Below are 17,352 nucleotides of genomic sequence, written 5' to 3' on the forward strand. Positions count from 1 at the left end.
GGCTCAGTCGTCGCCGAACTCGAGCGCGAAATCGATCAGGCGGTGCTTGTCCCAATAGACCTTGCCGAGATAGACGCCCGGCTCGACCATGCGGATCTCGTCACGGACGTGCGAGGCGAGCAGCGAAGTGTCGGAGTAGTCGAGGACGATGCATTCCTTGCCGTCGAGCCAGCTCGGTTCCTTGTAGACTTTCGCGACGATGGCCTTGAGGCCGAACGGCAGGATCGCATTGCGCAGGAACCCGCGATCCGCATCGAACACCTTGCCCTGCCAGGCGAAGATGTTGATGAGTTTGGCGATCTCGTCGGAAACCGAGGTCCCCGGGGCAATGATCGCGGTGCCCTTGGCCTCGCCGTCGGGGATCGGTCCCGCTTGGTGCGCGGAGAAGACCGCGTCCAATTCGGCCTGCTCCATCTTCAGCCATTCCGAAACCAGACGTCCCATAGCGATCCTCCCAAATCAGCTTTTCACGCATGCTCCGCAAATCTGACAGGAGCAGGGCCCCTGCGAAGTACCGAAAACAAGGATAAGGCCATATCGCGAAGTCCTATAGTGAAAACTCCCGTTCGATTTAGAGAATTGGAGGAAAATCACGAAGTCCAGGGCAGCTATCGGAGCAAGCAGAGCAGCGGTTACCTCGTCCAGGGAAATTCCGACGACCACAGGCGCACGACGTTCTTCGACTGCCGCTTCGACGTGGACGGCCGGTTCCTCAGCGTGAAACTGGCCCCTTTACCCCGCCCGCAGAGGCTCCACGATCGAGGCAATATCCTGCGTTCCGTGACCTGCCTCATCCGCTTCGACGAACCGCTGCCGCGCTGCCGCCGCTATGGCCGAGACGATGCCGACCTCTGTGAGCGCCTGCCCCGCATAGCCGAGATCCTTCGCCATCAGCGGCACCAGGAAATGCGGGTCGTAGGCCCGGTCGAGCATCCGGCGCGACACGGCCTTGAGCAGCGGGCTGGCAGGCGCTCCATCGGTCAAAATCGACATCGCCTGTTCCACGTCGAGCCCCCGCTTCTCGAACAGCGCCACCGCTTCCGCGAGGCTGGCGGCCTGGACGCCGCACAGGAAGTTGTTGGCGAGCTTGACGGTCGCGCCGCTCCCGACCGGGCCGAGATGCACCGCTGCGCTGCCCATCGCCTCGAACACGGGGCGAGCAGCGGCGAGGACCTCGCCGTCTCCGCCCACGAGGAAGCGGAGCGCGCCCTGCGCGGCCTGGTCGCGGCTGCCGGTGACCGGGGCTTCGAGGCAGCGGATGCCGCGCGCTTCGGCCAGCTCTGCGAGCTCAGTCACCCAGCCGCCGGTGAGCGTGCTGGAATCGATGGCGATGGCGCCCTCGGCCATCGCCGCGAAAGCGCCGTCCTCGCCTGTCCAGACAGCGCGGGACACGGTGTCGTCAGCCAGCATGGCGACCACCACGTCCGCACCCTTCGCTGCGTCGCCCGGCGTCGATCCGACGCGCGCACCGGCGTCGGCCAGCGGTCCGGCCTTGTCGGCGCTGCGGTTCCAGACGGAGACTTCGAAGCCCGCGGCCAGTAGCTGCCGCGCCATGCCCGAACCCATGATCCCAAGGCCGAGCACGGCTACCTTCATCGTCGTCATCCGATCACCTTGAAGCGCGAGAGGGCGTCCTCGTCGATTTCGAGGCCGAGCCCCGGGAGGTTGTCGTCAAGGTCGATGTAGCCGTCAACCGCCTGCGGCTCGCCCTTGAAGATGTACCAGAACAGTTCGTTGCCGACCTCCACGTCCACCATCGGGAAGTATTCCGCAATGGGCGAGTTCAGGCTGGCCATGACGACGTGGTAGTTGTGCATCTGTCCGGCGTGCGGGACGACGGGGATGGAGTAGGCTTCGGCCAGCGCCTGGATCTTGCGCGCGGCGGTGATGCCGCCGACCCGGTTGGTGTCGAACTGGAAGTAGTCGAGCGCCTTGGCCTCGATCATCTGGCGGAAGCCGTAGCTGGAGAACTCGTGCTCGCCCGCCGCGATGGGGGTGGTGCCGAAGCGGCGCAGCTCGTGGTAGCCGTTGATGTCGTCGGGGATGATCGCTTCTTCCAGCCAGCGCAGGTTGAACGGCTCGATCAGTCGCATCATGCGCTTGGCGTAGTCGAGGCTCCAGCCCATGTAGGCGTCGGCCATGATGTCGATCTCGTCGCCCACCGCCTCACGCACGGTGCGGATAAGCTCGACGTTGCGCGCCATGCCCTCGGCGCCGTCGATCGGGCCCCAGCCGAAGCGCAGCTTCATCGCCTTGTAGCCTTCCGCCTTGTAGCGCGTGGCTTCCGCCGCGAGTTCGTCGAGCGGGATCGAGTAGAGGCGGCTGGCGTAGACCGGGATCTTCGCCTTGGTGCGCCCGCCCAGCAGGCGGAACACCGGCTGCTTCGCCGACTTGCCCATGAGGTCCCAGATGGCGATGTCGAGCGCCGAGATGGCGACCAGCGCCACGCCCTTGCGCCCGAACGCCATCGTCTTACGGTACATGTGCTGCCACAGGAACTCGCTGTCCCACGGGTCCTGCCCGATCAGCAGCGGGGCGAGATACTGGTCGATCAGCTGCTTGGTGACGAGCGGCGCGAGCGCGGCATTGCCGATGCCGACGAGGCCCTGGTCGGTGAATATCTCGACGATCAGCCAGCCGTGGAACGTGAAGGTTCCCATCGTCTCGGGCGACAGCATCGGCGAGACGAGGTCCATCGGGTTGGTGCAGAAATGCGGCGGGAGCGCCACGGTGTCGCCCTGCCACTGGACGACGCGGGTGCGGACTTCGGTGATCTTCAATTCAGGACCCTTCCTGTGAAATCGAGTTGTGTGATGCGGGGAATGGTGATGCAGATCAGCGCGAACGCGATCATGTGGAGCATGGCCGCCACGGTCAGGACCGGGGTGTAGCCAAGCCCCATGTCGAGCGCCCAGCCGGCGGCCTGCCCCATGACGATGCCGCCGAAAGCCCCGCCAAGGCCAACCAGCCCGGCCAGCCGGCCAAGTGCGCTACGCGGTACGAGGTCGGTGGGCAGTGTCATCACCAGCGTCGACCAGCTCTGCTGACCGAAGAAGGCGAGGCTGAAGATGGCGATCACGGCAGCGACCGAAGCGGTCGTCGGCGCCAGCATCACCCACGGCATACAGGCGGCGCTAAGGCCCAACGCGATCTTGCGCGCGGCATTGACCGAGCGGCCGGAGGACAGCAGCCGGCTCGACAGCCAGCCGCCGCACAGGCTGCCGACGCCCGAGGCCGCATAGGGAATCCAGCCGATCGTGGCGGCCTGCTTGAGGTCGAAACCATGGGCTTCGAACAAATACTTCGGCAGCCAGAAGAGGTAGAAGTACCAGGCGCCGTCGCTGAGGAACTTGGCGCCGACCACCCCGCGCACTTCGCGGCGCGAGAGCAGCATCGCGAGGGTCGGAGCGGGGCCGGTCGCGATCTCCTCGTCCATGCTCTCCGGCGGCGTGCGATAAGTCAGGAACCACCAGAGCGCCCAGGCGAGGCCCAGCCCCCCGGTGAGGAAGAACACCCAGCGCCAGCTCGCGAGACCGAACCAGTTGCCATAGGCGAGCACCCCGGCGATCAGCGGCGGGGCGATCACCGCGCCGACCGCCGTGCCCGCATTGACGAGGCCCATGGCCGCGGCGCGGCGCTCGGGCGGGAACCACTCGGCCACGGCGCGGGTGGCGGCGGGGAAGCCCCCGCCCTCGCCCATGCCGAGCAGCAGGCGGCTGACGACCAGCGCGGCGATCCCTCCTGCGAAACCGTGGCTTGCGCAGGCGAGCGACCAGAACACCATGATCGCCAGGAACCCGGCGCGGGTGCCCACCCGGTCGAGCAGCCAGCCGCCGCCAAGGTACATCAGCCCATACGTGGCGAGGAACGCGCTATCGAGGAAGGCCTTGGTCTGGTTGCCGATCGGGATGTCGGCCTCGATATACTTGATCGCCCAGGGCAGGGTCTGGCGGTCGAGGTAGCTGATGGCGATGGCGACGGCGATCATCACCGCGATAGCCCAGCGTCCCGCCATCACCCTTGCCCTCAAGCCGCCCGAAGCTGCCACGCTCGCCATCCTTACTTCGCGTCGAGCACGAGCAGGGCCACGCCCTGACGGGGCAGGCGCAGCACCACGCTGGCGCCCTTGCCGCCTCGGCTAACCACGACCTGCTCGGCCTGCATCTTCGACGCCGCCTCGAGCTTCACGTACTGGTCCTGATCGGGCGACTGGGGCGAGCCCATCTTCTGCCAGGCGGCGAAGGTGTTGGCGTGGTCGCGGTCCACCCGCCACAGGCTGGCGTTAGCGGGCGCTCCCTTGAGCCCCTTGAGGTCGATCGTCACCTCCGCGTCCGGCCCGGCAACGTCGTCGTCGTGATAGTGCCAAAGCAGCAGCGCGACCTTGCCGTCCGCCGTGCGGGTGGCGATCGAGCCGACGTCGGCCGCGCCCTGCACGCCTTGCGCCATCACCGTATCGAGCGGGACCTGCGCGGCGTTTGTGGTCGCCAGCTTGGTCTCACCGAGCTGGGCGAACATGCGGAACACGTTGAGCACCGGCAGATCGACGCCGTTGGTGGAAAGCTGGCGATAGCCTGCGAACCACGGCTGGTCCTCGAACTCGAAGGACCACGAGAGCACGCCTTCCAGGTTGACCTTGCGCTTGGCGGCCAGCTCCCAGATGCGCGCGAAGCTGGCGGCGGTGTAGCTGGAGTACATCGTGCCGTTGCGATAGTCGTTCTGAGGCCCCGGACAGGCCGCGCAGCCCTCGGGGTCGCTCTCGCCGATCACCACCGGCTTGCCCGCCAGCGCGGGGATCGACAGGACCTTGGTAAAGCCGCCGTCGGTCTCGCGCAGATGCGTGGCGATGCCCATGCGCACATGCCCGTCGACGAACGTGGGCTTGCCCTTGGCATGGAACGAGAGGAAGTCGGTCGGCGTGCCGACCTGCCCGGTCACGTAGTTCTTGCCCGAGGATACGTGCTTCAGGAAGCCGTCCATGAAGGTCCCGCCCGGCCCCGCCACGTCGGGCCCGCCGACGCGCGCAGTGGGCAGCGCCTTGCGGATCGCGGCGATGGCGTAGTCGTGGACCTTGTAGAATTCCTCTGGGCTGGCGGACCAGTAGAAGTTCGAGTTCGGCTCGTTCCAGACCTCGAAGTACCAGCGCTCAACCTCGGCCTTGCCGTAGCGCTCGATGTTGTGGAGCGTCCACTGGTGGACCAGCTCGGCCCACTTCTCGTAGTCCTTGGGGGGATAGGTCCAGCCGGTGGCGATCAGCTTGTAGTCGAAGCCGGGCCGCCACAGATGCTGATAGGGCGTGCCCTTGGGCGCGCTCGACAGAGCCTCGGGCATGAAGCCGATCTGGAGATAGGGCCGCACCCCGCGCGCGAGGTAGGCGTCGATGATACCGTCCACGACCTTCCAGTCGTAGATCGGCTTGCCGTCCTTGTCCTCGGTATAGGCGTTGGTGCTGCCCCACTTGAATGCGGGGGTGCCGTCGCCAGTGCTGAGCAGGTTATGGGCGCGGAAGTAGACCTGCCCCGACTTCAGCTCGCCCAGTTCGACCAGCAGCTTGCGGCCGTCCTTCATCGTCGCATAGTTCGGCTCGTCCGCGCCGAAGAAGCGCCAGACCGGCGGCAGCTTGCCGTCCGTGCGACCTGCATCGACGGTGACGGTCACCGGCCGCGCGGCCTCGGCCTGCGCGAAGGCCGGCATGGGCAGCGCCATCAGTGCGGCCACCGCCGTGATTGCCCTGGAAATCGTCATCGGGTCATCCTCTTGAAAGGGAGCGTCACGGGCGCGGTCACATCTTGGCCCGGAAGCCGAGCGCGATGGTGCGGGTGTAGAGAACCGTGTCGCGGGAGTAGAGCTTTGGATCGTCGAACGAGGTCTTGTAGAGATTCTTCAGCACGTTGGTTGCATCGAGCACGACGGTGAAGTCCGGATTGATCTCATAGGAGAACGAGAGGTCAAGGTTGCTGATCGGGCCGTTGGTGATGAAGTTCGGGTTGACCCCGGTGAAGTGCAGCCCGGCATTGTAGTCGTCGCGCCAGACGTAGGACGCCCGGCCCGAGAAGCCGCCCTTCTCGTAGATCAGAGTCCCGCTCGCGGAATATTTCGAGACGTTCTGGAACGGGATGTCGAGATATCCGGTGACGCCGGGAAGCGGCGAGAGCGCCTTGTTCTTGCCGTCGATGTACGTGCCGTTTGCGCTCAGGCCGATGCCGTCGAGCCAGGCGGGCAGGCCTTTGGGGAACAGCGTGACGCCGCCCTCGATGCCCTGGATCTTGCCCGAGCCCGAGTTCTCGGGGCGGGTGATCTGATAGACCCCGTTGTCGGCGCCGAGGTAGTCGATGTCGAAGTTGCTCGTCACCGACTGGATGAAGCCCGACACGTCGCGGCGGAACAGCGTCGCGGTGATCGAGCTGGAACGGTCGATGTACCATTCCACCGACAGGTCGTAGTTGTCCGAGCGGATCGGCTTCAGGTCGGCATTGCCGCTGGTGCCGCGTCCGAACGGCTGCTGCCCGGGGATCGGCGGGGTCAGCGTCACCGCCGGGTTGAGCTGCGCGAAGCTGGGGCGGGTGATCGTCTTGCTCGCGGCGAAGCGCAGGAACAGGTTGTCCTTCAGCTTGTAGCGCAGCGCCAGGCTGGGCAGCACGTCGGTGCTCTTGTTGCGGATGGTCACAGGCGAGGTCGCGCCGCGCAGCACCAGGAAGGCATTCGAAGTAATGTCGGTCTCGATCACGCGCACGCCGATCTGCCCGTCGAGGCGTCCGACCTCGAGGTTGGCCTGGAGATAGCCGGCGTAGTTCTTCTCGGTGATGTCGAAGTGCTGCGTGTCCTGGAACGCAGGGTCTCCCGCCGCCAGCCCGAAAGTCTGCCGCAGCGCGCCGATGTTGTTCAGCAGGTAGCTGGTCGAGGGGGTCGCCCATTGCCGCGCATAGGGGCGCGTGCCTTCCATGAAGCCGCCCGGCGTCTGCGTCATCAGGCCGGGAATGCTGTCCGCCTTGATCGTGTAGCACCGCACAGCCCCGGTCGGCGAGCAGTTGACGGTCTGCACGAAACTGTCCGACTTCGCGTCACGCTTGCTGAGGCGCAGGCCGGCGTCGACCCCTGAGAAGATCAGGAACGGCGAGCGGTAGGATACGTCGCCGCGCCACGCCAGTTCCTTACCGTCGCCCACTGTGCGCGTGGTCGAGATGCGTGAGAGATAATAGCGCGAGGGGTCGGCTATATCGTCGTTGGGCAGCACGAAAGTGGGCGTGCCCGATCCGTTGTTGAACACCGCGTCCGTGCGCGCGGCGATGAAGTCCACGTCGAGGTTGTTGGCGATGTCGGTCGCCTTCGAGCGGGTGTATGAAAATTCGGTCGCCGCCGTCCAGTCCCCGCTCTTCCAGTCCGCGCCCAGCGCTGCCTGATAGCGATCGGCCTTGCTGTCATAGGCCTGCCCGAACTGCGCCACGCGGCCATTGGCGATGCTCAGCGACTGCACCAGCTTGGTATCGTCCACGAACTGCAGCGGCGAGAGCAGCGCGCCGTTCATCGAGGTGAAGTTCTGGTTGCCGTTGCCCTCGTCACGGAAGCCGTAGAACAGGCCGTCTGCGCGGATCGTCAGCCGGTCGTCGGGCGCCCATTGCAGCGTGGCGTTGGCGGCCGGGCGCTTGCGCGTCCCGATGCGGTCAAAGGCGCCGATCACGTCGGTGCGGAACACACGCGGTTCGGCCGGATTGGTGCCGCGCGGATCGAGCGGGACGCCCGGCGTATAGGGCGCACGGCTGTTATCGAGGTTGTAACCAAAGTAGCCGCCGCCGAAGATCGTCTCGTCGCGGTATCGGGTCTGGTGGAAGGACACGCTCACCAGCGCGCCGATCTCGCCGATGCCGGTGTCCCAGCGGTTGGTCAGGAGAGCGCTGACGTAGGGGTCGATCTTGTCGGGCTGCTCGCTGTAAACCTCGCGTCCGGCGAGTGCGAGCTGGAAGCCCTTGAAGTCGAACGGCCGCCGCGTGCGCACATCGATGAGACCGGCAATGCCGCCCTCGAGCTGCTGCGCCGAGCGCGACTTGTAGACATCGACGCCCGCCACGAGGTCCGCCGGAACGTCGGCGAGGGACAGCGAGCGGCCGGTGGTGGTGAAGATGTTTCGCCCATTCACCAGCGTCACCACATCGGGGAGGCCGCGGATCAGGACAGTGGCGGACTCGCCCCGGGCACGCGGCGCTACCTGTACGCCGGGCACTCGCTGGAGCGCCTCCACCACGTTGTTGTCAGGCAGCTTGCCGATGTCCTCGGCGACGACGGAATCGACGAGTTGCTGGGCATTGCGCTTGATGTTCTGCGCCGACGAAAGGCTGGCGCGCATACCGGTCACGATGATGTCGTTCGCCGCGGTTTCCGGTGCCGCGGCGTCCTGGTCGGCCGCTGGCGCGGTTTCCTCGACGGGCTCTGCATCCTGCGCCTGGGCGGCGCCGGGGTGGGCGAACAGGAAGGCTATGGCGGACATTCCGCCGAGTTTCACGCCGGTCTTCATTGTATCCCCTCCGATTCTCGTTTTTATTTCTCGTACTAGATTATCGCTGCAAATTACCGTGACAAGCCAGAATCTGACTTACATCGCCAATAATGCACATCCTTACCGTCATTTTCTCATACTAGATGATCAAAACGTCGACGTGGAGGGGTTGACGAGAGCGCCGTCACGGCGGACGAGAGAGCGATGAGCGCAGCAGACGATCACCCCCTGTCCCGGCACGCGACGCAGCCGACGCGGGCGATCCATGACCGGATCGCGCACGACCTCGCCATCGCCATCGTCGGTGGACGTTATCAGCCGGGCGAAATGCTGCCCGGCGAGGAGCGCTACAGCGCCGAGCAGGGCGTCTCTCGCACCGCCTACCGTGAGGCGGTTCGCGTCCTTTCCGCCAAGGGTCTCGTCTATAGCCGGACCAAGAGCGGGACGCGGATCAACGAGCGGCTGCGCTGGAACATCCTCGACCTCGATGTCCTCGCCTGGATGTTCGAGGCTGGACCTACACCCGAATTTCTTAGGGATATCTTTGAGTTACGCACGGTCGTGGAGCCCGCCGCCGCGCAGTTCGCCGCGCTTCGCCGGGACGGGCAGGACATCTCTCGCATGGGCCACGCGCTGGAGGAGATGCGCAGGCTCGGGCTGCAGACACCGGAAGGCCGTGCCGCCGACCAGAACTTCCACAGCCTGATCCTGATGGCGACGCGCAACGAAGCGCTCATCACCCTCGCCACTTCGGTGACGGCGGTGGTGGCCTGGACCACCCGTTTCGCGCGGGACGAGCGCAAGGAATCGCGCGATCCGATGCCCGATCACGACGCCGTTTTCGACGCGATTCTTCGTGGCGACCCCGAGGAAGCACGACTCAGGATGCTCGCCCTGATCAGCAACGCCTCGCGCGATGCGGGAATGTCGTGACGGCGGCGGTTGATGTATTTCTCATACTAGATTAGAGGTTCGGGAAATTCACCCGTCCGCTTGGACGGACGACAAGGGCCTGTACGCCATGACGCTTCGTTCAATTCGCTATCTCGCCGCCATGGGAGCAATTTCTGCCCTTTCGGCCTGCGGGCAGGCCCCGCAAAAGCACGAAACCGCAGCGGCCGAGCAGTGTGACACGGCCGGTCTGGCACTGCCACCCGGTTTCTGCGCCACGGTTTTCGCAGACAAGATTGGGCACGTCCGGCACATCTTGGCAGGCGCGGATGGCATGCTCTACGCCAACAGCGCGCCCGATCCCGAGGACGACGCGGTGGCTTCAGGGCTGATCGTCCTTCAGGACACCGATGGAGACGGAAAAGCCGAGCGTTTTCAACGGCCTTTCGCCGGACAGATCGGCGGAACCGGCCTCGCGGTGTTCCGAAACCGCGTTTTCCTCGAAAGCGGCGACCGCATCGTCAGCTATGACCTAGACAGCACCAAGCATGACATAGGCCGCACCGAGCAGGTCGTTGTCTCCGGTTTGCCAACCGAGGGCGACCACTTCTCGCACAGCCTCGCCATTCGCGCCGACGGCAGCCTCTTCGTCACCAGCGGCAGCGCGACCAATGCCTGCCAGGCCGAAAACCGCAAGGCCGGCGCGCCGGGCCAGACCCCTTGCGCGGAGAAGGCCCTGCGCGCCGGCATCTGGCGCTTTGACGCAGCGAAGACCGGCCAGCGCTTCTCCCCCGCCGCCCGCTTCGCGTCGGGCATCCGCAACGCGGTGGGCATCGCGCTCGATTCCGGCGGGCAGCTGTTCGCCACCCAGCATGGCCGCGACCAGCTGCACGAGAACTGGGGCGCCCTCTACTCGGCCGAACAGGGTCAGGAACTGCCGGCGGAAGTGCTGCTGCAGGTGAAGCAGGGCGACGACTTCGGTTGGCCCGAATGCTACTATGATCCCAGCCAGCACAAACTGGTCCTTGCGCCCGAATACGGCGGGGACGGCGGCAAGGCCGTGGGCCTTTGCGTGGGCCGTACCGGGCCGGTCGCCGCGTTCCCCGCGCACTGGGCGCCGAACGCGCTTGCCGTGTACGAGGGCTCGCAGTTCCCTTCTGCCTATCGCGGCGGCATGTTCATCGCTTTCCACGGTTCCTGGAACCGCGCGCCCGGGCCGCAGCAGGGCTTCAACGTCGTGTTCCAGCCGATGCGCGGCGGCAAGGCGAGCGGCGACTACGTCGTCTTCGCCGATGGTTTCGCGGGGCGGGACAAGGCTTCCGGCAAAGCCGACTACCGGCCTTCGGGCCTGGCCGTAGGGCCGGACGGCGCGCTCTATGTCGGCGATGACAGGCGGGGCCGCATCTGGCGCATCACCTACAGGGGCGATCGCGCGGCGCCCGTGACCGCTGCCCCCGCCGCCGATGTGCCGCCCGCTCCCGCCGCGCCATCGGCAATCGCGCCGGGCGCTGATCCGAAAGTCGCGCTGGGACGGCGGCTCTATGCGGGCGAGATCGCCAACGCCAGCTGTTCGGGTTGCCATGGCGCGGACGGCGAAGGCACGCCGGTCGGGCCGAGCCTCGTCGACGCCGAATGGCTGTGGAGCAAGGGCGACCTTGCCGGCATCCGCCGCTCGATCAAGGACGGCGTGCCCAAACCGAAGCGCTTCCCCGCGCCGATGCCGCCGATGGGCGGCGTCGCGCTGAGCGATGCCCAGATAGACGCCATCGCGGCCTATCTCGCGTCACGCCAGCAGCACTAGGCAGGTGCGGCCCTCATCCGGGCCATGAAGGCGTCGATGTCCAGCACCGGCGAGGCCGGGGTATAGCTGCCGTCAAGCACGAACCCCAGATAGCGCCCCGCCCCGACGAGGTACTCGTCCTTGCTTTCCGCCGCGCGCTGAACGGCGGCGCGCGCCGGGGCGGCCTTGGCGCCGAGGTACGTGAGCGCGTTGATCGCCTGGAGCCGGACGCGAGGGTGCGGATGGTGGTCCAGCAGGTCGATCAGCAGGGCGATCGGCGCTGGATCGCTCGTCAGGCGCGCGGTGGCTTCGGCGAGCGCGACGCGGACGTGGGGGTCGGTGTCCTTCGACAAGGCGGCCTGCATCGCGGGCAGCGCGGACCTTGCCGCTTCACCGCGGATCAGGAGGCCCTGCGCTGCCCAGTAGCGCACGGCTGCATTCCCGTCGCCCAGCAGGTCGACCAACGCGGTGAGGCTGGACGCATTACCCTCGGCGGCGGTGGCGGCGACCGCCATGATGCGCTTCAGGGGATAGGCACCCTTGCGGCGGCTTTCGAGATAGCCCTCCACCGGCGAGCCTTCGGGCAGGAAGCCGTTGTCGTTGACCTCCAGCATGTGCGCGTCGAGCGCCCGGCGCATCGCGGCGATCCGGGTCTGCTGGGCAGTATCGCCGATCAGGTTGACCACCTGGTCGCGGTCTTCGTGAAGATCGAAGAACTGCTCGAACGGCTTGGTCTGCCAGAACTGCTCCTGCACGGGCGTCAGAGTGCCGGCGATGTGCGCCGCCTCCCAGTCCTGATAGCCCTTGGCGACCCATTGGAAAGCGCCGTGCTGTCCCCACGGCCGGTGCGGCGAATAGTTGCGGATGTAGCGGTAGCGCCCGTCGGTGACGGTGCGCGACATGTCGTAGCGCTCGTCCATGCGGTTGCGCATGCCGAAGACGTAGGGCTTGGGCCCGCTCGCATGGCGGCCCAGGAACGCCGAGCCCTGCATGTAGGCGGGCGCGGCGATGCCGGCGAGCGACAGCACCGTCGGCGCGAGGTCGATGTACGTGACCGGCGCGCCGATCTCGCTGCCCTGCGCGGCGGGCGCGAGGTGCCGCCACTTCTCGGGGACGTGCACGACCATGGCGCAGCGGTGCCCCTCGTCGTAGCAGTAGCGCTTGCTGCGCGGCAGGACGCCGCCGTTGTCGGAATAGTAGAAGACGATGGTGTCCTCGGCGAGGCCCGCGGCTTCGAGTTCGGCCAGCCTGGCGGCGAGTTGGCCGTCCATCTGCTCCATGCGGTTGTAATAGGTGGCGAAGTCCCGGCGGATGCCCGGCGTGTCGGGAAGGTAGGTGGGGAGCGTGATGTCCTCCGGCTTCACCCGGCCTGCGAGGGGCTCAAAAATGCGCGATTCGTGCGTCGTCTCGTGGTTGAACACAGCGAAGAACGGCGCGCCGTCCGGGCGGTTCTTCCAGTGCGCCTGCTTGCTGGATTCGTTCCAGATTGCGTCCGGCTTGAGGTCCGAGTTGTAGTCGGTCTTGGCGTTGTTGGTGCAGTAGTAGCCCTGCTCCCGAAGATACGTCGGGAAGCCCTGGATCATGTCGGGAAGCTGCGCCTGCGCGCGCATGTTGTGCGCCGGGCCGGCGCTCTCGGGGTGGACGCCGGTGATGATGGCGAAGCGCGTCGGTGCACAGACCGGCGCATTGGTGTAGACGTTGCGGTAGAGCAGGCCCTTTCGCGCCAGACCGTCGATCGTCGGGGTGTGGGCGAGCCGGTCGCCGTAGGCGCCGATGAAGGGGTTGTTGTCCTCGCTGACCAGCCAGAGGATGTTCGGCCGCTCCTTGGACTGGGACGGCGCTGCAGCGAGTGCCGGATGGCCCAGCGTTGCAGCGGCCACGGCTCCGGCGGCGAGGACGTTGCGGCGGGTAAGATCGACCATGCTGACGCTCCCGATGCTCAGTAGCTGACCGAGACGGTGGCGCCGAAGTAGCGATCCGCCTCCTTGGGGATGAACCCGGTGAGGTTGTAGGGGTTGGCCGCATTGGTGAGCTGTCCCGCCCGGCCGATGCTGGTGAGGAAGTGCTTGTCGGTTAGGTTGCGCACGAACAGCGTCAGGCCATACCGCCCGTCCTGCCGCCGCACGCCGATGCTGGCGTCGAAGGTGGCATAGCTTTTCTGCACGGCGTCGGGGTCCTGCTCGAGGCTGAAGTTGACCGCGCTCTGCGCGTTGCCGGTAACCTGCCCGAAGACGGCGAGGTCGCTGCCCGGCAGGTCGCTTTCATAGCGCGCGGTCAGCGTGCCGCGCCACGAGGGGGCATTGGGCAGGCGGCCGTCGCGGACGTTGAGGTAAGGCGTGCCGCCGGCGGTCATGCGGTAGCACTGGTTGACCGGGAAGCCGGTGTTCACGCCCGCCCCGGCCTGCTGCGGCAGCGGGCAGCTGAGGCCGTCCACGTCGACGCTGGTGTCGAGGTATGTGACGCCGCCGTTGAAGGTAAGGCCCCGCAGCGGCCGGGCGGTGAACTCCAGCTCCACGCCCTTGGTCACCGCGCTGCCGGCATTGGTCGGCACCGAGGAGACGATGCCGGTCACCGGGTCGGTGCTGGCGGCCTGCACCTGCAGGTCGGAGTAGTCGGCATAGAAGGCGGCGGTGTTGATCGAGAGAGCGCGGTCGAACAGGTCGAACTTGAAGCCCGCTTCCCACGCCTTGACGGTCTCGGGACGGACGGGGCGCTGGTTCACGAAGTTGGCGGTGACCTCGATGTCGTAAGCGGCGCCCTTGTAGCCGCGCGTCCAGGTCACGTAAGCCTGCGCATCGCGGCTGAAGCGGTACTGCAGGCCGAGCTTGCCCGACAGGTCGGTGTCCGCCGTCGAGCCACTGCCCGCCGATGCGCCCATCTGCGCGGTGTCGCCCGCGACCAGCGGCAGGCCGGGACGATTGCCTTCATAGGCGATCTTCTCGCGCTGGAGGCGCCCACCGGCGATCAGCGACAGGGCGTCGACCAGCTTGAGTTCGGCCTGGCCGAAGGCGGCGAACTGCTCGGTCTTCGAACTCGCGTTGTGGTAGGTGGAGGCATAGGTCGGCACCGCGCAGGCCTGCCCGTAGACGGCCGGACCATTCGCGCCGCCGGCAGTGCAGCTTCCCAGCCTGCGGCTGAAACCGCGCGTCACGTCGAGGTCGAGGTAGTAGAGCCCCGCGACATACGTCAGCGCTCCTCCCTGCGGCGAAGTCAGGCGCAGTTCCTGGCTGAACTGCTTCACGCCCGCCGGGCCGCCGTTCAGCACGCCCTTGCCGTTGGAGAACGGCACGAAGATCGGCGAGGGCGTATAAAGCCCGTCGACATCGACGTTGTTGTTGAATTTGAAGTCCTGCCACGCGGTCAGCGAGGTCAGGGTGTGGTCGCCCAGTTCCAGGTTGGCTTCGAGCGAGGCGATCCACTGCCGGGTCTTGTTGAACGAGGGCGCGTCGATGTTGACTTCGCGGTTGTGGCGGCTGGCGACCACCGGGCCGAGAAGCTGCGTGAGCAGCGGCGTCGTCGTCTGGATGTACTGCGGCTGGCAGCAGTCCGCGTCCATCTTGCGATAGTCCACCGTCGCCAGCAGGTTGAGACTTTCCGTCGCGTCCCAGTCAAGCTTGCCGCGCAGGCCCCAGCTCTTGAAGCCGTTCTTGTCTTCGCCGGTCGCGACATTGGTGATGTGCCCGCCAACGTCGTTGTAGAAGCCGCTCACACGGGCGCGGAGTTGTTCGGTGATCGGGCCGGACACGGTGCCCTTCACGCGGTACTCGTCCTGCTCGGCGATGGTCGCGTCGGCATGGGCGGTGAGGCGGTCGGACGGGCGCGCGGTGACGACGCTGATGACGCCGCCGGTCGCGTTCTTGCCGAACAGCGTGCCTTGCGGTCCGCGCAGGACCTCGACCCGTTCGAGGTCCGCGAGGTCGACGAAGCCCTGCGCCTGGCGCGCCATCACCACGCCGTCGATCACGGTCGACACCGAGGATTCGGAGCCCTGGTTGAACAGCGAGGTGCCGATGCCGCGCACCCGGAAGGTCGAATTCGAGACGTTGTTGCCCTGCGTGTAGGTCAGCGAGGGCACCGCCGCGACAAGGCCGTTGGTGTCGTTGATCTGCTGCCGGCTCAGCGTCTCGGCGGACAGCGCGCTGACCGCGAGGGGCACGTCCTGAAGCCGCTCGGTGCGCTTCTGCGCGGTGACGACGATGTCGCCGCCGGCCTCGGGTTCCGCCGGTGCCTGCTGCGCCAGCGCGGCGCCGGGGCAGTAGGCGGCGGTGGCCATCAGAGCTGCCGACAGAGCCTGCTTCATCGAGAACGGATTGGTGGTCTTCACTTGAATGTTCCCCCGAGGAGACGCACGTCCAGCCCCCCGCGAGAAGCTTATGCCTCGCGAGTACTGCTCGTGCGGTCCGAAAAACCGGATTGAATGGCCCGGAAGCGTGCCTGTGCTAGATCGCTCTGCTCATTCGGCACGGCCCCTGATTGCCCGACTGGAGATCGGCCTGGTGTCGTCACCTCGGCAGACCTGCGGCAAACGGACGGCGCCGCCGCGTCTACCTTTTCTCTACCTAACCGATAGAATTAAGTTTGGTCAATGAACTAAAGCTCTGCGCCGCGAAAGCGTGGCTTTCGTCAGCTGGCTGGCGCGTGCCGGTACAGCTCCTCCAGCGCGAGCGAGGCGGCGCCTTTCCAGTAGTCTTCCTCGGCGATGCTGCGGAATTCCACGCTGGTGCGGGGCAGCAGCGTCCGCAGGGTCTGGTCGCATAGAGCGGCGCGGAAGTCCGGCCCGATCAGATCGGGCATTGCGGCGACTGCGGTAACGATCAGGACGCGGCCGGGATCGTTTTCGTTGATGTGTCCGGCCACCGCCGTGCCCAGCGCCCTTCCCGCCGTCTCGAACAAGCGGCGGGCATCTGCTTGCCCTGCCCGCGCGCGGGCAACGAGGTCGGCGAAGCTGTCGTTCGACCGGGCCGTGCCCCCGCCCCCTGCATGCCGCAGCATTCCCATGACGCTGGCATAGGCCGCGAGACATCCAGACCCGCCGCAGAAGCACGGGCGCCCTCCCTCGAAGGCGACCTTGACGTGGGCGAACTCGGAATTCATGCCGTGGGTGCCGGTCTGGAGCAGCCCGCCGCGATACCGCGCCGCGCCCATCCCACGCTCCAGCAGGGCGATGCACGAGAAGTCGTCGGCAATGTCGCCCTTGCCGAACCAGTGCTCGGCGCGCGCGACGACGCTGGCGCGGTTGTCCACCGTGACCGGAAGTCCGAGCCGTTCCGCGACTCGGGGGCCGATGGCCTCGGGCTCGTGCCAGCCGTGCTGCGGCATCCAGTGCACCACGCCGCGGTGCCGGTCCACCTGCGCGGGAAGCACGATGGCGGCGTGGCGAAGGAGGCGCCGTGGAACCCCGCTGCGGCCAATCGCGCCGTCGATCAGCGCCGCCGCCCGGTCCGCGAGGCGGTCGATGCCGGGATCGCCAAGGTCGCCGCGCTCAGAATAGACGCGGTCGCCGTTGAGATCGATCACGTCGAGGGAAACGAGGCCGTCGCTCAGGGGGATCAGCGCCGCCGCGTAGGCGGCCCCTGCCACGATCCGCAGGTCGATGCGTGGCCGCCCCCGGGCCGAGGCCGCGCCCGGCATCTCGGCGAGCACACCCCTGCGCACGAGGTCCGCCGTCAACTCGGTCACGGTGCCCTTGGACAGCCCGCTGACTTGCACCAGTTCCACCCGCGAGATGGCCCCGGCCCGGCGCACGTGCTTCAGCAGCCGGACCTGGCTGGCATCGTGTTCGATCGTATCCACGCCTCAGTGTGGGGCGTCACGACGTTCTTCGCAAACAGTATCCGCGTGCCCGCAAGGACTTAGAGGATCGGCGTATCCTCGCGAGCGCGCTCCCATTCCGGGCCGGTGACGCGGTGCGGCGTCTCCGGTCCGATCAGCCGCGCGCAGACGAAGGCGCAGACCCCGCAGAGCGCGATCATCAGCAGCGCCGGGCGCACGGTGCCGTCGAACGCGAGTCCGGCGAAGACGGTGGCCAGTGCGCCAAGGCCATTGCGGAAGGCGTTCGACAGCGAGGCCGCCGCGCCCGCGTCGTGCTCGAACTTCTCGAGCGCCAGCACGGTCGTCGCCGGCATCAGCAGGCCCACGCAGACCATCATCGTCCAGATCACCGCCAGCAGCACCGGCAGCGGCGGGGCCAGCC

Annotated in this window: 11 protein-coding genes and 1 pseudogene; 2 read left to right on the top strand and 10 right to left on the bottom strand. The window is 66.9% G+C overall.

The window, feature by feature from the left end; all coding sequences use genetic code 11:
- Positions 1-3: 3 nt before the first annotated feature.
- The 6 genes from PMI02_RS02135 to PMI02_RS02160 form a co-directional block, all read right to left on the bottom strand.
- Positions 4-444, bottom strand: coding sequence for a hypothetical protein (locus PMI02_RS02135; protein WP_007678058.1), 441 nt, complete (start codon positions 442-444; stop codon positions 4-6).
- Positions 445-732: 288 nt separating this feature from the next.
- The gene (locus PMI02_RS02140) at positions 733-1,605 is read right to left on the bottom strand and encodes an NAD(P)-dependent oxidoreductase (RefSeq protein WP_081496604.1); all 873 of its coding nucleotides are present in this window, start codon (positions 1,603-1,605) and stop codon (positions 733-735) included.
- Positions 1,602-2,780: an L-rhamnonate dehydratase gene (locus tag PMI02_RS02145; RefSeq protein ID WP_007678062.1), complete on the bottom strand. Its 1,179-nt coding sequence runs from the start codon at positions 2,778-2,780 to the stop codon at positions 1,602-1,604. The genes PMI02_RS02140 and PMI02_RS02145 overlap by 4 nt, the downstream gene beginning before the upstream one ends.
- A complete protein-coding gene (locus tag PMI02_RS02150) occupies positions 2,777-4,048 on the bottom strand; it encodes an MFS transporter (RefSeq protein WP_238538951.1) in 1,272 nt (423 codons plus the stop codon). The genes PMI02_RS02145 and PMI02_RS02150 overlap by 4 nt, the downstream gene beginning before the upstream one ends.
- A gap of 11 nt (positions 4,049-4,059) precedes the next feature.
- Positions 4,060-5,742, bottom strand: coding sequence for a beta-xylosidase (locus PMI02_RS02155; RefSeq protein ID WP_007678076.1), 1,683 nt, complete (start codon positions 5,740-5,742; stop codon positions 4,060-4,062).
- Positions 5,743-5,779: 37 nt separating this feature from the next.
- On the bottom strand, positions 5,780-8,506 hold the full coding sequence (locus PMI02_RS02160) for a TonB-dependent receptor (protein WP_007678078.1): 2,727 nt from the start codon (positions 8,504-8,506) through the stop codon (positions 5,780-5,782).
- Positions 8,507-8,692: 186 nt separating this feature from the next.
- On the opposite strand from PMI02_RS02160, the gene PMI02_RS02165 reads away from it, so the two are divergent.
- Entirely contained in the window at positions 8,693-9,421 is a 729-nt protein-coding gene (locus PMI02_RS02165; protein ID WP_007678081.1) for a FadR/GntR family transcriptional regulator, read from the top strand.
- Between the two features lie 88 nt (positions 9,422-9,509).
- Entirely contained in the window at positions 9,510-11,180 is a 1,671-nt protein-coding gene (locus tag PMI02_RS02170; protein WP_007678083.1) for a PQQ-dependent sugar dehydrogenase, read from the top strand.
- Here the strand turns inward: PMI02_RS02170 and PMI02_RS02175 are convergent.
- The 4 genes and pseudogenes from PMI02_RS02175 to PMI02_RS02190 all read right to left on the bottom strand — a co-directional run.
- Complete coding sequence (locus PMI02_RS02175) at positions 11,177-13,081, bottom strand: sulfatase-like hydrolase/transferase (protein WP_007678086.1); 1,905 nt, start codon at positions 13,079-13,081, stop codon at positions 11,177-11,179. The genes PMI02_RS02170 and PMI02_RS02175 overlap by 4 nt on opposite strands.
- Before the next feature lie 17 nt (positions 13,082-13,098).
- A complete protein-coding gene (locus PMI02_RS02180; RefSeq protein WP_007678089.1) occupies positions 13,099-15,483 on the bottom strand; it encodes a TonB-dependent receptor in 2,385 nt (794 codons plus the stop codon).
- 299 nt (positions 15,484-15,782) lie between these two features.
- Complete coding sequence (locus PMI02_RS02185) at positions 15,783-16,952, bottom strand: ROK family transcriptional regulator (RefSeq protein WP_007678092.1); 1,170 nt, start codon at positions 16,950-16,952, stop codon at positions 15,783-15,785.
- A 59-nt stretch (positions 16,953-17,011) separates the two neighbouring features.
- A pseudogene (locus PMI02_RS02190) lies at positions 17,012-17,352 on the bottom strand (hypothetical protein); the annotation flags it as partial.

Origin of the sequence: Novosphingobium sp. AP12, from assembly GCF_000281975.1 — a bacterium.
Classification (GTDB): Bacteria; Pseudomonadota; Alphaproteobacteria; order Sphingomonadales; family Sphingomonadaceae; genus Novosphingobium.

Excerpts from the sequence above, each read along its gene's own strand:
- PMI02_RS02165 (WP_007678081.1), top strand. The coding sequence starts at position 8,693 with ATGAGCGCAGCAGACGATCACCCCCTGTCCCGGCACGCGACGCAGCCG.
- PMI02_RS02160 (WP_007678078.1), bottom strand. The coding sequence starts at position 8,506 with ATGAAGACCGGCGTGAAACTCGGCGGAATGTCCGCCATAGCCTTCCTG.
- PMI02_RS02170 (WP_007678083.1), top strand. The coding sequence starts at position 9,510 with ATGACGCTTCGTTCAATTCGCTATCTCGCCGCCATGGGAGCAATTTCT.
- PMI02_RS02140 (WP_081496604.1), bottom strand. The coding sequence starts at position 1,605 with ATGACGACGATGAAGGTAGCCGTGCTCGGCCTTGGGATCATGGGTTCG.
- PMI02_RS02135 (WP_007678058.1), bottom strand. The coding sequence starts at position 444 with ATGGGACGTCTGGTTTCGGAATGGCTGAAGATGGAGCAGGCCGAATTG.
- PMI02_RS02175 (WP_007678086.1), bottom strand. The coding sequence starts at position 13,081 with ATGGTCGATCTTACCCGCCGCAACGTCCTCGCCGCCGGAGCCGTGGCC.
- PMI02_RS02155 (WP_007678076.1), bottom strand. The coding sequence starts at position 5,742 with ATGACGATTTCCAGGGCAATCACGGCGGTGGCCGCACTGATGGCGCTG.